Annotated in this window: 12 protein-coding genes; 3 read left to right on the forward strand and 9 right to left on the reverse strand. The window is 66.5% G+C overall.

Going from position 1 to position 18397, the window contains the following annotated elements:
• Positions 1-59: 59 nt before the first annotated feature.
• The 7 genes from FKZ61_RS18885 to FKZ61_RS18915 form a co-directional block, all read right to left on the reverse strand.
• Positions 60-1550 carry a hypothetical protein gene (locus FKZ61_RS18885; RefSeq protein WP_141611705.1) on the reverse strand — a complete coding sequence of 497 codons (1491 nt, stop codon included), beginning with the start codon at positions 1548-1550 and terminating at the stop codon, positions 60-62.
• 40 nt (positions 1551-1590) lie between these two features.
• On the reverse strand, positions 1591-3525 hold the full coding sequence (locus FKZ61_RS18890) for a WD40/YVTN/BNR-like repeat-containing protein (protein WP_141611706.1): 1935 nt from the start codon (positions 3523-3525) through the stop codon (positions 1591-1593).
• 77 nt (positions 3526-3602) lie between these two features.
• A complete protein-coding gene (locus FKZ61_RS18895; protein WP_170199997.1) occupies positions 3603-3740 on the reverse strand; it encodes a rhodanese-like domain-containing protein in 138 nt (45 codons plus the stop codon).
• Between the two features lie 3 nt (positions 3741-3743).
• The gene (locus tag FKZ61_RS18900) at positions 3744-3938 is read right to left on the reverse strand and encodes a rhodanese-like domain-containing protein (protein ID WP_141611707.1); all 195 of its coding nucleotides are present in this window, start codon (positions 3936-3938) and stop codon (positions 3744-3746) included.
• A 138-nt stretch (positions 3939-4076) separates the two neighbouring features.
• A complete protein-coding gene (locus FKZ61_RS18905) occupies positions 4077-5492 on the reverse strand; it encodes a class II fructose-bisphosphate aldolase (protein ID WP_170199999.1) in 1416 nt (471 codons plus the stop codon).
• A 138-nt stretch (positions 5493-5630) separates the two neighbouring features.
• Positions 5631-6797: a 6-phosphofructokinase gene (locus tag FKZ61_RS18910; protein ID WP_141611708.1), complete on the reverse strand. Its 1167-nt coding sequence runs from the start codon at positions 6795-6797 to the stop codon at positions 5631-5633.
• Between the two features lie 428 nt (positions 6798-7225).
• Positions 7226-9484 carry a 6-phosphofructokinase gene (locus FKZ61_RS18915; protein WP_141611709.1) on the reverse strand — a complete coding sequence of 753 codons (2259 nt, stop codon included), beginning with the start codon at positions 9482-9484 and terminating at the stop codon, positions 7226-7228.
• A gap of 614 nt (positions 9485-10098) precedes the next feature.
• On the opposite strand from FKZ61_RS18915, the gene FKZ61_RS18920 reads away from it, so the two are divergent.
• The 3 genes from FKZ61_RS18920 (at position 10099) to FKZ61_RS18930 (ending at position 15129) form a co-directional block, all read left to right on the forward strand.
• On the forward strand, positions 10099-11049 hold the full coding sequence (locus FKZ61_RS18920; protein ID WP_170200001.1) for an MBL fold metallo-hydrolase: 951 nt from the start codon (positions 10099-10101) through the stop codon (positions 11047-11049).
• A 193-nt stretch (positions 11050-11242) separates the two neighbouring features.
• Entirely contained in the window at positions 11243-12223 is a 981-nt protein-coding gene (locus FKZ61_RS18925) for a tetratricopeptide repeat protein (RefSeq protein ID WP_141611711.1), read from the forward strand.
• Positions 12223-15129, forward strand: coding sequence for an interleukin-like EMT inducer domain-containing protein (locus FKZ61_RS18930; protein WP_141611712.1), 2907 nt, complete (start codon positions 12223-12225; stop codon positions 15127-15129). The genes FKZ61_RS18925 and FKZ61_RS18930 overlap by 1 nt, the downstream gene beginning before the upstream one ends.
• Positions 15130-15181: 52 nt before the next feature.
• On the opposite strand, the gene msrA is transcribed toward FKZ61_RS18930, so the two are convergent.
• A complete protein-coding gene (gene msrA, locus FKZ61_RS18935; RefSeq protein ID WP_141611713.1) occupies positions 15182-15757 on the reverse strand; it encodes a peptide-methionine (S)-S-oxide reductase MsrA in 576 nt (191 codons plus the stop codon).
• A 36-nt stretch (positions 15758-15793) separates the two neighbouring features.
• Positions 15794-18157, reverse strand: a complete 2364-nt coding sequence (locus tag FKZ61_RS18940) for a glutamine--tRNA ligase/YqeY domain fusion protein (protein ID WP_141611714.1) — start codon at positions 18155-18157, stop codon at positions 15794-15796.
• Between the last annotated feature and the right edge of the window lie 240 nt (positions 18158-18397).

Genomic DNA, 18397 nt, shown 5'->3' on the forward strand with positions numbered 1-18397 from the left:
TTCCGTATAATGAATTTTTATCCAGTATACCGAACTTACAGCCGATGGCCAAAAGGCGTTCAGCGCCACAGCACCACGTCTTTGATCTGGATCTTGTCGTAGCCGAAGCCCGGCGCCTGGATCAGGGGAGGGGCGTGGGTGATGGTCACGCGGATTTCGTTGGGGCCTGGACGCAGCCAGTCGGCCGGGACGGACCAGGTGTGGGAGACCCAACTTTTGCTGAAATCCTCCAGGGGGATGGCTTCGGGCAAGGGGCGCCCGTTCACCCACACCCGGTTGGAGCCGAAGTTGCTCTGCATGATGCGCAGGGTAAGCTGCCAGCTCCCTTCGCCGGGATCGTGCAGGTAGACGATGCCCCGCCACACAGGGCTGGGATTGCGGGCCCGGTGTAGGGGCACCCAGGGGGCAGGCAGGGGGTTATCGCCCAGGTGAATGATGGCATCTTCGGCCAGCACCTGATAGCGCTCCGGGGACAGCGTGGGGCTGGCCCCGGCAGGGACAGGCTGGCCGACGCTCCGCCCCTGGGCGGCCATGTAGCCCTGCAGCGCCCGATAGGCCGGCCGCGGGGTGCCATCCTCCGCCAGGAGGCTGTAGCCACCCCAATCCGGACTACTTTCGCCGCCCAGGTTCCAGACGGTCACCAGGCCCACCCACGGCCACTCCCGGCGGATGCGTTCCAGCGCGCCCACGAGGTAGTCGGCCTGCTCCCTGGGCGTCACCTCCTGCCAGGCGGAATGTTCGTTGCCCCGTACGGTCCAGCCCATCTCGGTGATCCAGGCCGGCTTCTGGCCGTCCCCGAAGCGGAGCATGATCTCCCGCAGGTCCTGGATGCGGGCCAGGTTCAGCCCGTCGTGGGCGCCCCGGGGATCATCGGGTGGGTAGCCAAAGCCGTAGGCATGGACGCCCAGCACGTCGAAATAGTCCGCCGCGCCGTGGGCGTACATGGCCTCCAGAAAGAGGCGGTCGTCCAGCGCCGTCTCGTTGCGGGTGTTGGTGGGCGCCAGGCCGGCGCTGACCACCAGGGCGTCGGGGTCTGTCTCCTTGACGGCCCGATAGCCAACCTGGAGCAGCTCTACGTAGGCGGCCGGATCCGGGGGCAGGCCCGACCACTCGTCGGCCAGGTTGGGCTCGTTCCAGATGATGTACGCGGCGACCCGCCCTTTGTAGCGTCCAACGACCGTGCGCACCCACCGGTCGTACTGGACCAGGTCCACCGGTGGGCGGCCCGCTTCCAGTGGCCGGGCATTGGCCCAGGCCGGATGCTTGTCCAGGCGTATTACCAGGTTCAGGCCATAATACTCGGCGCCGGCCACCGCCTCGTCTGCCGGCTGCCAGATGAACTGCCCCCGGGTCGACTCAATCTCCCACCAGGCGAAGAGTTGCACCACCGTATCCACCCCGGTTGCCCGCACCAGGGGCAGGGTCCGCTCGTCGGCCACCAGGGTATGCAGGCCATAGCGGGGCAAGGACGGGGATGCCTGCTGGCTTTGGAAACCCAGCAGCATCACCCCGATGGCCAGGGAGAGGGGGAGGAACAGGATCCGCGTCATCCAGCGCATCATCTTTAGGCCCATCATCCTGCCCATGGAATCAACGGGGAAGGGTCGCCCGCCAGAAGCCCTGGTCGGTGGCGGCGTAGAGCCAGCGGCCATCGGCCGACACCAGCAGGCTGTCCACGCTGACCTGGCCCATGCCCCCGTGGGCCGGGTGCCAGGTCTCTCCGCCGTCTTCGCTGGCATAGACACCCCGGTATTTGGTCCCGGCATAGATCCGGCTGGCGTGGGCTGGATGAAAGGCCAGGGCCGTCACCGTGATGTCGGCCAGGCCATCCCCCCACGGCCGCCAGGTGATGCCGCCGTCGTCGCTGCGGTACAGGCCCTTGGTGGCGCCAGCATAGACCGTCTCCGGCGACCTGGCATCCACCGCCAGGTAGAAGACGCTCTGGCCGACCAGTTCCGGGCCAATGGGTTGCCATCTCTGCGCGCCGTCCACGCTTTTGAACAGCTCCACGATGCCGCCGGCGTAGATGACCGACGGGTTGTGGGGGCTGATAGCCAGGGACATGATCTCGGTGGTGGTCTGCATGCCTTCCCAGCGTGCGCTCCAGGTCACGCCGCCGTCGTCACTGGCGTAGACCCGCTCGTAGGCCAGGCGCACGTAGAGCCGGTTGGGCTCCCGGGGATGGACGACCACCTGGGGGAGGATGGCCTCCGGCCAGGCCAGCTGAGCCCAGGTAAGGCCGCCGTCCTGGCTGCGGTAAAGGCCATCCCCTTCGGTGGCAGCGTAGAGCACCTGGGGATCATGGGGCGCCACTGCCAGGTCCAACACAGTGCGTGGGGGCAGACCTGCGGCCTGGGGTTGCCAGCTTTGCCCCTGATCGCGGGAGCGGTAGACGCCGTCCTCGTTGCCCAGATAGAGGGTGCCGTCCGGCGTCTGGGCCAGCGCGGTCGCCCGGAAGCTGCCCAGGGTCCTGGTGATGGGCTGCCACGAACGGGCGCCGTCCAGGCTGCGGTAGAGGCCGTAGTGGGTGCCGGCGTAGAAGGCCTGTTCGCGGCCCGGCACCGGGGCCAGCAGGTTGAACATGCCATCCCGTCCCACGCCTTCGCCCCAGGCCTGCCAGCGCTCGCCGCCATCGATGCTGCGGTAGATCTGGCCGGTGCTCATGCCCAGGAGAATGGCCCGGGTGGCCGGGTCAGCGGCGAGGGCATCGACCCGGCCGTCGAGCTCGCCGGCGATGCGCACCCACGAGGCGGCACCGTCGGTGGAGCGAAAGAGCCCGGCGCGGGTACGCGCCAGGATAAAGCGGCCATCCCACGGAGCCACCCACAGGGCGGCCACAAAGGTCTCGCCGATTTCGGGCGCCCGCTGCCAGGATTGGCCCCGATCTCGGCTGACGAAGAGGCCATGGCCGTCGGTGCCGGCCAACAGGAGGTCAGGACCGTCCCGGAGCCCTTCGACCGTGGCCACAGCCAGCACCGCGCCCACATCCGGCAGGGGAGCCAGCGGACGCCAGCTTTCCCCGCCGTGGCCACTCCGCTGCCCTGGCTCCTTCATCCAGACGGACGGATGGGCGCCGGCCGCATAGAGGTTCCCGGTCCCATCGGCATGGAGGTCGAAAACGGCGGTCGCCAGGGGCCATTCGGCCACCCGAGACCACGCCAGGTCGGCGCCGTCGGGTGTCCCCCGGTAGAGGCCGTCGGCCGTGCCAACCCAAAGCACCGCCGGCTGCACCGGGTCAAAGAGGAGGGTGAAGGCCGGGTGGCCCAGCAGTCCCCGGGTCAGGGGACGCCAGGTCTCCCCGCCGTCCAGGCTGAGGTAAAGATTTTCTCGGGCGTAGGCGCCCACAAAGAGGCGCCGTTCATGGTGGGGATCCACGGCCAGGGCCGTGATGGGGACATGGGGCGTCAGCCCCTGGTTGCCGGCCTGCCAGGTGAGCCGTTGGGCCGCCGGCGACACCTGACTGCACCCGGCGAAGAGCAGACTTAGGAACAGGCAAATCGACAGGATGGGCAAACCCAGCTTCACCAGTGATCACTCCAGGGGTCCAACAGCGGGCTGCGGGCAGGTGGGTGATCGCTCCATCCGGGCAGGGGATAGCCGTTTCAGGGGATGCCCGTCTCCACCGGATAGCCGGCCGCCTGCCAGGCCGGAAAGCCGCCCTCCAGCGCCCGTGCATCGTAGCCGCTCGCCCGGAGCAGCGCCGCGGCCCGTTCACTGCGGGAACTGCCGCGATGGCGCATGTTTCAGTAGGGGACGACCGGCCGGTCGTGCGGGATCTGGCCAAGCTGCCGGGCGAGCTGATCGGCGGGGATGTGCCGGGCGCCAGGGATATGGCCCGCGGCGTACTCCGCGTCATCACGCACGTCGATCACCGTGGGGGGCTGTGCCGTGTCCAGCAGCCTGCGCAGCGCTTGGGGAGAAATGAACTCGTCACCCATGGACGTCTTCTCCTACACATTCTCCTACACACCGATGGCCAGCCGCGTGGATGGCCCCAGGCCGGGAGGGGAGACAGGGCACCCCGCGGGGTGCCCTGTGCATCTTTCCTGAAAAGGGGTTGGAACTGGCAGCGTGGCTCAGTCGGCCAGGCCCAGGTCGTCGCCCACCATGCGGGCCGAGGCGGGCATGGGCTGGTGGTACTCCACCGTGGTCACCAGACGGTCGATGAGCTCCCGGGTGTTGACCACGTTGAGCTTCTCGTAGAAGAAGCAGAACTGGTCTTCCAGGGCCTGGTACAGTTGAGCCTTGACATCCTCGGGCAGGGCCCACAGCTCCGGCTTGAAGGGACCGATGGCCTTCTTGCGGGTGCTGTAGTAGAACTGGGCGTCGGTTTGGCCGGGCTTGCGCTCGTCCGCGTGGTTGGCATCCAGGTAGCGGTAGATCTTTTCCTTGAGATCCGCCGGGAAGGCCGGGTGATCCATGAAGAGGTTCTGGAAACCCGTGGCCAGGTGGATCTCCAGGGTCTGCACCTCGGGGAATTTGTGGAACATCTCCTCGGGCAGGGTGCTGGCGCCGTGTTGCACCGCGCCGCCGGTGCCGTGCTGCCGGGCCCGCTCGCCCAGGATCCGCAGTGCCTCGAAGTCCACGGCCACCTCGGCGATGGAGCCGTCGGGCAGGACCACGCCGCCGTGGCTGGTGCCCGTCTGCACGGAGATCTTGCTCAGGCCCACCAGGTTGTCGCCCAGGTCGGCCAGGACCTGCTTATAGCCCTCGATGTAGGCGTCCAGCTCTTCGGGGGTAGAGTTCTTCTCGCCCACCTCGCCGATCTCACCGCCCAGGCTCACGGTGACCCCTTCGGGCTCCAGCTCCCGCACCCACCGGGTCAGCTCGGCCGAGCGGGTGTAGTTGTGGCGCTGCTGCTCGTCCAGGGATTCCGGCTCCAGGGTGACCAGGGTGCTGGTGTCGATGTCGATGTTCCAGAAGCCGGCGGGGATGGCCTTGGCGATGAGGTCCTTCACTTCCTGGATGGCGGCCTCGGGGTTCTTCTTGTAGGTGGAGGCTTTGACCTGGAAGTGATCGCCCTGGATGAAGATGGGGCCGCTGTAGCCTTCCTTGATGGCGGCGGCGATGAGGCAGGCGCTGTATTCGGCCGGCTCCTGGTCGGTGTAGCCCATCTCGCTGCGGGCAATCTCAAAGATGAAGGCGCCGGCCCGGGTCTTCTGGGCCGCCCGGATGGCGGCGCGGGCGGTATCGTAGGTGGTGAAGCGGATGTTCATGGCCGGGACCGTCCGGTCCTTCCACTCATCCCGGCTGCGGGCGATGTAGAACTCGTGGATGCTGGCCGGGCGCACGTTCAGGGCCTGGCCGGCCTCCCAGATCAGCCAGCGGGCAAAGGCCTTGACGGGCTCGGTGCCGAAGACGGCATCCCGCACCAGCACGTCGATGTGCTCGTTGCGCAGCCGGTCGGCGTCCACCACCTGGACCTGCTTGCCGTCAATCTGCAGGGAATTCTTCACTGCGTTGCGCAGTTCGTAGACGGATTCATGAATCATGGTCAGTATTCCTTCGGATAGGGTCTGGCGTCCACGCCGGCGCGCAGCCGGCATGGACGCCCCTCAGTCATTCCTGCTGGCGCCGATACACGGAGTACCGGCGAACGCAAAACCCCGATAAACTCAAGCCCTCACGAATCAGTAGAGGAACATGGGCTTGCCCAGGACGTGGCGGACCTTGGGCCGGTACTCGTTGACGTCGTACAGTTCGTCCACATCCACCCGCTTGATGCCGCTGGTGACGGTGCTCATGGGGATGTGGGTGTAGGTGCCGTCCCGCAGGGCCACCATGCGGCCACTGGCGCCGCTGGTGATCAGGTCCATGGCCAGGTTGGCGTAGTTCACCGCCACCATCAGGTCCAGCGCGTCGGGCGCGCCAGAGCGCATCAGGTAGGAGAGCTGCTGGTAGATGATGTCTTCGCCGGTGAGCTTCTTCAGGGCTTCGCCGGTGATGAGGCCGATGCCGCCCAGCTTGCGGTGGCCATAGGCGTCGGCCTCGCCATATTCCACCACCTTGCCGCCGATCATGTGGGCGCCCTCGCTGATGGTGACCATGGCGTAGTTGCTGGGGTTGGCCCGCTTGTCCTTCATCACCAGCTCGGCCAGCTTCTCCGGGTCGAAGGGCACCTCGGAGATGATGGCCCGGTCCACACCGGCCAGGTAGGAGCTGATCAGGCTGGTCTCACCGCTGTTGCGGCCGAAGAGCTCGATGACGGCGATGCGCTCGTGGGAGCCGGTGCTGGTGCGCAGCTGGTGGATGAACTGCACGCTGCGGGTCACGGCGGTGCTGAAGCCGATGCAGTAGTCGGTGCCGTAGACGTCGTTGTCCATGGTCTTGGGGATGGCGATCACCGGGAAGCCTTCGCTGTGCAGCCGCTCGCCGTAGCTGAGGGTGTCGTCGCCGCCGATGGGGATCAGGCGGTCGATGCCCAGGAACTCCAGGTTCTTCAAGACGTGGGGGGTGAAATCCCGGGGCCGGGGATCCTGGGCTTCGGCTTCAGGATGCTCGGGATCCTTCAGAAAATCGGGCACTTCCTTGGGGCGCACCTTGCCCGGGTTGGTGCGGCTGGTGTGGAGGAAGGTGCCGCCGGTCCGGTCGATGGTGCGAACGATCTGCTTGTCCAGCTTCAGGGTGTGCTTCTCCACGCTGGCAGGGTCGTCCCGGTTCAGCTCCAACAGGCCGGCCCAGCCCCGCCGAATGCCGATGACTTCGTGACCTTCATCCACGGCCCGATAGACGACGGCTTTGATACACGGGTTCAAACCCGGTACGTCACCGCCGCCGGTGAGAATACCAATACGCATTTTCGTTACTCCTTACGCTCATCGTTTCATTTTGGCCCCTGGCCTGTACCCCCAGTACCCAGCATCGGGACAGGCCAGCGGGCTTTGGCAAAAAATCGAAAGCGCGTCTCTGCAAAGAAGCGCCATTGCTTCCTGTAGAACCAGGGGGCGCCTGGCAAGCGCCCGCGGGGAAAACCCGGCGCCCACGCTCTCAACCGTCCACGGTCTCAACAGGGGGCACCCATCCGGCACCCGCACGACCGCAGAGGATCATAGACCTTGCGCGCTGCATTGGGTGCGCCAGACGCCGATCCGCCAATGGAAGATAGCTTCCATGGATCAGCCCATTATACCATTGAGACGGGCCCTTGCCCACAATGGGCAGACGCTGAAACGGCGAAATGCCGACGCATCGGCTACGCCGACCCCGTCCCTGGACCAGGCCCGGCCTACTCCTCATGGGACGCAGGGCGGGATTCGGGCTGGAAGTAGGGATCAGGCTTGGCCAGCATGCTGGCAATGGGCCGCAGGGACATCCACCACTGCTCCCGAGGCCGCTGGTACCGCTCGTCCATCAGCCGGGGGATCTGCTCCAGGGGGGTCACCTGCATGGCTCCGTGCTGCAAACCCAGGCAGACGGCCGGCGCCTCTGCGTGGTGGGTGGCGAAGCTTTCCTCCAGAAATTCCACGCCCCGGGCCGCCAGGCGCGCGGCCAGGGTGCGGTCGAAGGGGGTGGGGCTTCCGCCCTGCTGCAGATGGCCCAACACCGCGATGCGCACGTCGAAGAGGTCGCCGCCCTCCTCTTCAAAAAGGGCAGCCAGAAACGACGTGGTGTAGAGGGGGTTGGCGTTTTCGTTGCGGATCATGAGCCCCAGCCGCTTGCCGTGCTGAAAGCCCCGGATCAGCTGGGCAATGTCGGCTTCCAGGTCGGCCAGACGTATCCCTTCCTCGTGGAGGTAGACCCGCTCCGCGCCGGTGGCCAGGGCGCTCATCAGGGCCAGGTAGCCGCAGTAGCGTCCCATGACCTCCACCACGAAGCAGCGGTTGGACGCCACGGCCGACTGCTTGATCTTGTCCACCACCTCCACGATGCTGTTGAGGGCCGTGTCCGCGCCGATGGAGAGCTCGGAGCCGGGCAGGTTGTTGTTGATGGTAGCCGGGATGCAGACGATGGGGATGTTGAAGGCCGGGTAGTTCTCTCGCTCCTGGTAGAGGCGCAGGGCAGCCTGGTAGCCGGCCCACCCACCGATGATCATGAGGGCGTCGATCTGGTGCTCTTCCAGGTTGCGGGCGATGGCGTAGAGGTCACTGCCGCCGGGCACCTTCCGGCTGGTCCCCAACTCGGCCCCGCCCACGGGCGCCCAACCGTTGACGCTCATCCAGCCCATCTCCTCCAGGTGACCCTGGATCAGCCCCCGGAAACCCCGCTGAACCCCCACGGGCAGGTGTCCCCGGTCCACGCTGAGACGCACCGCCGCCCGCACGGCTGCGTTCATGCCCGGGGCAGGGCCGCCGGCATGGAGGATGGCGAAACGGATGCGGCGCTGACCCGGCGTTGGCGGATGGGGCATGGCCCGCACCAGGGTACGCATGATGCGGAAGGACTCCTGGAAGGTCCTCCCCCGCATGGCCATGGCGGTCTCGAAGTCCTGGGCGGCCATGGCTGCGTTGATGGCGTGGGTCTTGGCCACGCACTCCATCAGGGGCTGGCGCACGATCTTGTTCTCGTGGATGCCGATCAGGTAGGCCTCGCTCTCCGCGGTGGCCTCCAGGACCGTCTCCACCGCGGCCACGCCGGTGAGGGTGCTGAGGATGCGGTCGAAGGCGCTGGGCGGCCCGCCCCGCTGGACGTGCCCCAACACCGTCACCCGCACCTCTTCGCCCAGGCGCTCCTCCAACACCCGCCGCACATACTCGGAGGTGATGGGATTGCCGTGGCGGTCCTGGGCGCCTTCGGCCACGATGACGATGTTATCCCGCCGGCCCATGCGCATCCCCTCCCGCAGGACCTGGCACATCCGCTCTTCCCAGTTGTCCATGTCCGGCGGGTTTTCAGGAATGAGAACCCACTCGGCGCCGGTGGCGATGCCGCTCATCAGGGCCAGGTAGCCGCAGCGGCGGCCCATGACCTCCACCACGAAGGTGCGCTGGTGGCTGGCCGCGGTGCTGGCGATGGCGTCCACCGCGGCGGTGATGCGATGCAGGGCGCTGTCCGCGCCGATGGTCATGTCGGTGCCGTGCATGTCGTTGTCGATGGAGCCCACCAGGCCGGCGATGGCCAGGAAGGGGTGCCGGGCGGCGATCTCCTGGGGGATCTCCCCCGAGGCCACCAGGGCCTGCAGGTGGTCGGCCCACTCCTGGCGCAGGAGGTTGGCGCCGGTGAGGCTGCCATCGCCGCCGATGACCACCAGGCGGTCGATGCCATGGCGCAGCAGGTTGCGCACCGCGCGGCGCCGGCCCTCCAGGGTGCGGAACTCTTCGCTGCGGGCCGTGCCGATGATGGTGCCGCCCCGGTGGAGGATGCCCCCCACGTCGTTCCACCCCATCTTGCGGATGTGGCTTTCCCCTTCGATGAGGCCGTGATAGCCGTCGTAGATGGCATAGACATCCGCGCCCCGGTCCAGCCCGGCCCGGACCACCGCCCGGACCGCCGCGTTCATGCCGGGGGCATCACCGCCACTGGTCAAGACACCCAACCGTGTGTCCATCTTGCCCTATCCTTATTTCCAGTTTGCATGGCAACGATGTACGCGCCGTCCATGGGCGCATTGTAAAAAACATCACGAATTATACCACACCAGCCCATAGTCGGCCCCACGGGGACAGTACCAATGATAAATTAACGTTTGGTTAATAAAATTCTGACGAAACTCGTTGTAAGATTTAGGCGTGACGTCACTGTGCACCCCTCGCCCCCAGCCCTTCCCCATGCGGAAAGGTGGGGGTATTTGAAGAGTCTCATTTGACTGGAACGCAGGCGGAGGCTATCGCCCCGGGAACATATTTACATAATTCCGAGATCGTTGACAGGTCAGGGACCTTCATCTATACTCACCGCCAGTCGATCGGAAGTTCAGTCGTTCACGATTGACTCCCCTGCCAAAAGGGCATTTTTGAACGCAAAGACGCAAAGAAACGCAGGGGAGAGTCACCCGAATCAGCGTTCATCTGCATGGGTCAGCGTCCTCATTTGACCTTTGTGCAGTAGAGCCACGATTTCGACGGCAGGACGGCGCCGCATCGGGAGATGTCCCCTCTGTCAGGGGACAACAGGCAGCATCGTGAGGTACTGAAACAGAGTTCAAGCTGGAGAGAAGGAAACATGGCAAGACGGCGAAGCGCTGTGCGCATTGGGGTCACCGGCCTGGGCGAACGGGAAGAACTGGCGCCGGGTATCTTCATCAACACCCACTATCGGGGATGCACGCCGGGGTTCATCTACACCGAGGAAGGGATCATCCTGGTGGATACGCCCCTGATCCCCAAACAGGCCATCGACTGGCGTCAACAGATCGAAGAGGAATATCCCGGACATCCCTTCCTCTACCTGATCAACACCGATCATCACCGGGGCCACGCGCTGGGCAACCAGTACTTCATGCCCTGCAAGGTGATTGCCCACGAGCGGGCCCACAAGGAGATGTCCGGCTACACCGAAAATTTCAAAGAGCGGGTACGGAACAGTTTCAAGCGCGAGCCGGAAATCCAGGCCCAGCTCAACAACATCATCATCATCCCGCCCCATGTGACCTTCACCAACCGGGCCAAGCTCCTCTTCGGCGGCCGGGAGATCGAGCTGATCTTCGTGGGCGGGCACACGCCGGCCACCAGCATCGTCTGGCTGCCGGAGGAGAAGATTTGCTTTGTGGGCGACATCGTCTGGGTGGATCAACATCCCTACATGGCCCAGGGCAACACCCTGGAGTGGCTGAGCGCGCTGGAGCTCATCCGCCAGCTGGGAGCCGAGATCCTGGTGCCCGGTCATGGCCCCGTCTGCACGCCCGACGCCACCTACAAGGTGGCCGAATATATCGAGTTCATGCGGGCCCGGGTACGAGATTACTACCTGGCCGGCAAGACGAAAAACGAAACCAAGAGCGGCCTGGTGGGGGAGATGTTGGAGTGGTTCCCGGTGCCGCCAGAACGGAAGGCCAAGATCGAAAGCCAGATCAAGTCCGGCCTGAACCGGGTCTATCGAGAAATTCAACGGGAAATGGAAGAGCAGGGCGACGGGGTCCACCAGGATGGGGACGAGGATGAAGACGACGACTAGTGCAGCCTGGCGTAAATACCACGGCAGAAATTCGGCGGCACTCCCTCGGGTGGAAACCATCGGCGAATTTCTGCCGGGATTTACGGGCAACAGGCGACGGGCGGCGGCTCTCCCCCGACCCCAGATGCCCGGGATGCCCAGTCCAGCCTCCCTTGCAATCAGCATGGCCTGATCTGGAAGCTATCTGAAGCCTATGGCATACGCAGTCGAAACACGCACCCACAACCCCGCCACCATGCTGCGGGAAGAACTGGATAAGGCCGAGCGCCTGGCCGTTATTCTGGACGGACAGAACATCGTCGAGTTCCTGGAAACCCTGGACCGCATCGACCAGATGTTCGCCGAGCTGAGCCAGACCATGGACCTGCGGCCCGAGTCCGCGCGCTGGCAGAGCCTGCTCAACCGCCTGACCTCCAAACCGGGGACGGTGGTCTCGGCCGCGCGCAAGGCCGGGGGGCTGGCCAGGCTGCGAGCCCAGCATCCACCCGCCACCGGCCTCTGGTGGCACCTGGATGCGGAGCTGGCCAGGCGCCGGCGCACCGCCCTGAAGCGCATCGCCCTCACCCTGGCGGCCATCGTGGTCATCGCCGGCGGCGTCATCTGGGGCCTGAATACCTTCTTCCCACCTGACCCCAACACGGTACTCCTGGTGGATACCACCAGCCAGGTCCAACAACTGGTCATGAATCAACAGTGGGAAGAGGCCCTGCAGGTGGTGAAAGAAGCCCAGCAGACCCTGCCGGATGAGCCGGAGCTGTTGATCTGGGAAAGCGTGCTGGCCCATCACCTGGGCCGTGAAGAGCAGGCCCAGCAGGCCCTGGCCCGGGCCCAGGAGCGGCTGGCCGACCAGCCCGTCCAGTTCTGGCTGGCCGTGGGCAACACCCGGCTCCAGGCCGGCGATCTGGAAGGCGCGGCCCAGGCCGCCCAGCAGATCATAGCCATGGACCCCAACGAGCCCCAGGGCTATTTCCTCATGGGCTCGGTGGCAGAGGCCCAAGGCGATGTCCCCACCGCCATCCAGATGTTCGACCGGACCTCCACCCTGGCCGCGGAGCAGGGCAACCCTCAGTTGGAGGTCATCGCCAAGGTGCGCATGGGGAATCTGCTGCAGCGGGCCGTGGCCTTGCCGACGCCGGCGGGCGAACTCACCAATACCCAGACCATCACGCCCTGATGGACCGCGTACCCGGCCGCCCTCGCCCCAGGGCCGGACGGCTCCTGGGGGCCCTGGCGCTCTACAGCGCCCTCAGCCTGGCGCTGACCTGGCCCCTGGCAGCCCACTTCACCACCCACGTCCCCGGCGACGGCATCGACGACCCGGCCCTGGCCTGGAATCTGTGGTGGATCAAAGTCCGGCTGGTGGACCAGCTCCAGCCGGACATTTTTCACGTGGTGTGGATGTTTCACCCCGTCGGCATCAACCTGGCCTTCTACACCCTCACCCCCCTCAACGGCCTGCTCAGCGTCCCCCTGCAGACCGCCACCAGCCTGGTGGTGACCAACAACCTGCTCCTGCTGAGCTCCTTCGTCCTGGCCGGCCTGGGCGCCTTCCTGCTGAGCCTGGAAGTACTGGGGCCGCTGGTGCTCCCGGGCCAGGCCGACCGGCACGGCTTCTCCCGCCAGGCAGCCACGGCCGGCGCCCTGGTGGCCGGGCTGCTCTACGCCTTCGCCTCCACCAAGCTCTTCTACGCCAGCCTGGGCCAGTTCAATATCGCCAGCAGCCAGTGGGTACCCTTCTGTGTCCTCTACGTCTGGCGTCTGGGGCGGAAACTGGGACAGGGAGCGCCGGCCCGAGAAATCGGGCGCAGCGGGGCCATGGCTGGCCTCTTCCTGGTTCTACAGGCCTGGGCGGAGCTCACCTACGCCTCCTTCCTGCTGATTTTCCTGGCCCTCCACCTGGCCTGGGTCCTGGGGATGGGCTGGCGCGCCCGGCGGCGAACGGAGGATGGCGGCCCGCCTGTGCAAGTGACGCTGACCCGGCTCCTGGCCGGGTACGCCGCCGTGGCCGGGATGTTCCTGGCTGGCATCGCCCCCTTCCTGGCGGCCATGGTGCCGGACCTGCTGCGGGAAGGGGACTTTTTCGCCTCCGGCGGCGGCTTCGCCGACATCTTCAGCGCCGATCTGATGGGCTACCTGGTGCCCACCCGCCTCCACCCCTTGTTCGGCGCCTGGACGGCCCAGCTGCCCTTTCCCAACGACAAGGCCCAGCACCTCTACCTGGGCTACAGCGTCCTTCTGCTGGCCGGGGCCGGCCTGCTCTGGCTGTGGCGGAAGACGAGCGGGGCGGGACGGGCCGCGGCCCTTTTTTGGGGCGGCAGCGGTTTCGTCTTCTGGCTGCTGACCCTGGGACCCCACCTCCGCTGGGCCGGCCAGGACCTGCCCGTGCCCGGCCCCTTTGCCCTGGTCAGCCGGCTGCCCTTCTTCAGCGGCAACCGCTACCCCAGCCGCTACGGGGTGATGCTGCTCCTCTGCGCGGCCGTTTTGGTGGCCTGCGGCATCTGGTGGCTCGTACAGGGGGGGCTGCAGCGGCCAGGGCGGGCCAACCCGGCCGCCCCAAGGCGGCTGTGGGCGGTGGCCGCAGGCGTGGGCCTGCTCATCCTCCTGGAGCACCTCTCCCTGCCCCTGCCCCTGAGCGACTTCCGCACGCCGTCCATCTACCGGCAGCTGGCCGCCATCCCCGGCGATTTCGCCGTGCTGGAGCTGCCCACCGGCTGGCGCAACGGCGCACGGGTCATGGGCTATGGCGACGACGTGCTCCTGATGATGCAGCAGTGGTATCAGACCACCCACGGCAAGCGCAGGCTGGGCGGCAACACCAGCCGCAACCCACCCCACAAGTTCCAATATTTCACCGACGCCCCGCTGCTGGGCGACCTCATCGGGCTGATGAATGCCCACCGGGAACACCTGGCCCCGGTGGTGGAGTCGCAACTGGAGGCAATGATCCAGCGGAATCGCCCCCGGGCCGGCCAGATCCTGCGGGACCTGGGCATCCGCTACGTCCTGGTGCACATGGAACGGGCCACGCCCGCGCTGCTCCGCTTCGTGGATCAGGCCCTGCCCCTCACCCTGGTGGACCAGTGGCAGGGGCTGGACTGGTCCGGGAAGCCGGCCGCCATTCGTCTATACGAAGTCCAAATGCCTCCGACCGAAGAGTGGGCCGTCGACCTGGCGGACCCGGCCGGCTCCATCGCCCTGGCCGAGGGCTGGTCCAGCTTCGTGGACCCGGGCGCCCAGGGCCCGGCCCGGCGCTATGCCACCCGCAGCCAGCCGGCGCTGCTCTTCAACCTGCCGGACGAGGGCGGCGAGTTGACCCTGGAGCTCTTCGGCCCGGCCACGGAAGCCACCGTTCTCCTCAACGGCCAGCCGCTAGGCCCGGCCGTCCTGCTGGATCCCCAGGCATCCACCCGTGTCACCCTCCCCATCCCCGCCGGCCTGGCCCGGGAACCGATGGATCGGCTGACCGTGGCCTTCCACGGCCCCCTGACGCCGGTGACCGCGCTGGCAGCCGCTCCGCCCGATGGGTCAGGCTGGTCCATCGGCGGGACGGGCGTGTCCCTGGCGCCGGGCGCCACGGTGGCCGTGCGCAGCGCTGGGGAGGAGGTGGGCAACTTCGCCCACATCTGGGTGAATGGGCGGGACGTGGCCCAGGAGGGCCGGGGCTATCACCTGGCCGCCCTGGGGGTCGACGGACAGGTGTTGGGCACGGCTCGCTTCGACACCAGTTGCGTGGCGGAGCTGCAGCCGGGCTGCCCGCCGGAGCAGTCGGCGGCCATGGCCCGCTGGCTGCGAAGCTGGCCGGCCGGCACGGTCATCGCCGGCGCGGTCCAGGATGAGGCCAGCCTGCGGCTGGATGCCGATGCCGTGGCGGCCCTGGCAGAGGTGGGGGTGGCCACCGACCTGCGGGGGAAACTGCGCTGGAGCCACGCCTTCATCGGCGTGGTGGGCGCGACACCGGGCACCGCGCTGGAGACCAGCAGCCTGCTGCGGCCTGCCGGCGTCTACGTGGGCGCGGCGGTGGACGGCGCCGCGGTGAGCGGCGGCGTGGGGCGGGTGTGGTTCACCCCGCCGCCCCGTTGAGACGATAATGATGAAATGATGATGTAGAGCCGCGCGGCCATGCGGCTCTACATCAGACCGATCGCTTCAATTTTTCCATAAACTGCTTGCGGAATTTGGCCACCTTGGGGGCGATGACCACCTGGCAGTAGGGCTGGGTGGGGTTGTTGCGGAAGTAGTTCTGGTGGTATGCCTCGGCCCGGTAGAAGGTCGTGTAGGGCGCCAGCTCGGTGACGATGGGATCGGGCCAGATGCCCGCTGCCTCTATCTCCGCCATCACCTCCTGGGCGATGCGTTTCTGTTCCTCGTCGTGGTAGAAGATCACCGAGCGATACTGGGGCCCCACGTCCGCACCCTGGCGGTTGAGGGTGGTGGGATCGTGGATGGTGAAGAAGACCTGAAGGAGCTCGCGGAAGGAGATCACCGACGGATCCAAGGTGATCTGCACCACCTCGGCGTGGCCGGTGGTGCCGGTGCAGACCTGGCGATAGGTGGGATTGGGCACGGAACCGCCGGCATAGCCCGATTCCACCTTCTCCACGCCTGTGAGCTCCTGGTAGACCGCTTCCAGGCACCAGAAGCAGCCCCCGCCCAGGGTGGCTACTGAATGGGCGGGGGAACCTGTGTCGTTGGCGGATGTTGCAGCCATGGGTGGAACGTCCTTTCCGCGCTCGAAGCGCGTTGGCTATTCGGCCAGCTTCTCCTGCAGGAGCTGCTGCACCAGCTGGGGGTTGGCCTTGCCCTGGGTCTGGCGCATGACCTGCCCCACGAAAAAGCCCATGAGCCCGGTCTTGCCGCCCCGATATTGGGCCACTTTGTCCGGGTTGGCCTGGATGACCTGCTGTACCAGGGGCGCCAGGGCCTCGGCGTCGGTAATCTGCTGGAGCCCCCGACGCTGCACAATGGCCTGGGGATCCTCGCCTGTGGTTAACATCTCGGCGAAGACTTCCTTGGCCGCGGTGGTGGAGATGACCTCCCGATCGATCAGCGCGACCAGCTGGCCCATCTGTTCAGGCCGGACGGGCAACTGGTCCAGGCTGCGGCCCTTGAGCTCCCGCAACAGCTCGTTGATGATCCAGTTGGCGATGGCCTTGGGGTTGTGGTGGACGGCCAGGGCCGCCTCGAAGTACTCCGCCAGGGCCAGGTCGCCGGTGAGGATGTCCGCATCCTCGAAGGTCAGGCCCAGCTCCTGGGTGTAGCGGTTGAGCCGGGCCGCCAGCTCGGGGTTGGCCGCGCGGGCCTGATCCCGGGCTTCGGAGCGGGCGCCCACATCGCCCTCGGCGGACGAGTCGGCCGGCTGGGCCGGCGCCTCGGGTTTGGGGCGGGCCGGCTGCTGGGCTTCCCCGCCTGTCTGGGCTACCCGGGCCCAGGTGTCCCGCAGCTCCACAATGCGGTTGAAGACCAGCGCGCCCGGCCGGGAATCCACGCTGTCGGCGATGAAGTAGCCCTGACGCTCGAACTGGTAGCGGGTATCCGGCGGATCGTTAGCCACGCTGGGTTCGATGCGGCAGCCGTGCAGCACCCGCAAGGAGTTGGGGTTCAGATAATCCTTAAAAGTCTTCCCCTCCTCCGCGTCATCCGGATTGGGCACGGTGAAGAGCCGGTCGTAGAGGCGCACCTCGGCGGGCAGGGCATGGCGCGCGGAGACCCAGTGGATGGTCCCCCGGACCCGGCGGCCGTCGGGCGTGGAGCCGCCCCGGGTGTCGGGGTCGTAGGTGCAGTGGAGCTCCACCACCTGGCCGGTTTCGGGATCCTTCACCACGTCCACGCACTTGATGATGTAGGCGTAGCGCAGGCGCACTTCCCGCCCCGGCGCCAGCCGGTAGAAGCCCTTGGGCGGATCCTCCATGAAGTCATCCTGCTCGATGTAGAGTTCCCGGCAGAAGGGGACGGGGCGGGAGCCCTCTTTGGGCACGTCGTGGGGCCAGTAGGAGGCCTCCAGCTCCTCCACCTGATCCTCCGGATAGTTGAGGATCACCACCTTGAGGGGGCGGAGGACGCACATGACCCGGGGCGCGCGGTAGTTGAGGTCGTCCCGAATGCAATGTTCCAGCAGGCTGATGTCCACCCGGCTGTTGGTGCGGGCCACGCCGATGCGGTCGCAGAAAGTGCGGATGGCCTCGGGCGTGACGCCCCGGCGGCGCATGCCGGCCAGGGTGGGCATGCGGGGGTCATCCCAGCCGGCCACGTGCCCCTCCTCCACCAGTTGGAGCAGCTTGCGCTTGCTCATTACCGTGTAGTCCAGGTTGAGGCGGGCGAACTCGTACTGGCGGGGGCGGGGGGAGATGCCCAGGTTGTCCAGGAACCAGTCGTAGAGCTCCCGGTTGTTTTCAAATTCCAGGGTGCAGATGGAATGGGTGACCCCTTCGATGGCGTCCGACTGGCCGTGGGCCCAGTCGTAGAGGGGGTAGATGCACCATTCGTTGCCCCGGCGATAGTGGCGCGCGTGGCGGATGCGGTACATGATGGGGTCCCGCATCTTCATGTTGGGGTGGGCCATATCGATCTTGGCCCGCAGCACCCTGGCGCCGTCGGGGAACTCGCCGGCCCGCATGCGGGCGAAGAGGTCCAGGTTCTCTTCCACGGAGCGGTCGCGGTAGGGGCTGGGGCGGCCCGGTTCGTTGACCGTGCCCCGGTACTCCCGGATCTCCTCCTCGCTGAGGTCGTCCACGTAGGCTTTGCCGGCCCGGATGAGCTGTACTGCGAAGTCGTAGAGCTGCTCGAAATAGTCGGAGGCGAAGAAAAGCTTATCTCCCCAGTCAAAGCCCAGCCAGCGAACATCCCGCTGGATGGCCTCCACATACTTCATGTCTTCGGTTTCGGGGTTGGTATCGTCGAAGCGCAGGTGGCAGACGCCGCCGTACTCCTGGGCGATGCCGAAGTTGAGGCAGATGGACTTGGCATGGCCGATGTGGAGGTAACCGTTGGGCTCCGGGGGAAAGCGGGTGACCACCCGGCCGCCGTAGGTTCCCCGGCGCAAGTCTTCTTCCACGATGGCCCGGATAAAATCCAACGGTTCCGCCCGGCTCTGGGTCTGCTCATCAAGCATGGTTTTGTGCCTTTTTTGCTGATTCGATCAATGACTCTATTGCAAGAACACCGCAGAGCACGCTGAGTTTTCTTGAAGTTTTCTCTGAGCGCTCTGCATCTCAGAAGCCCCATGTCACGCAGGGATGCGTGACCTACGGTGCAGGCCGCAGGTCCGGTCTCCTGGCCGGACAATGGAGCGACAGCGCTTCATGCACCCATGTCACGCAGGGATGCGCGACCTGCGTCGCAGGCCGCAGGT

The organism is Litorilinea aerophila (assembly GCF_006569185.2).
In the GTDB taxonomy this organism is placed as follows: Bacteria; Chloroflexota; Anaerolineae; order Caldilineales; family Caldilineaceae; genus Litorilinea; species Litorilinea aerophila.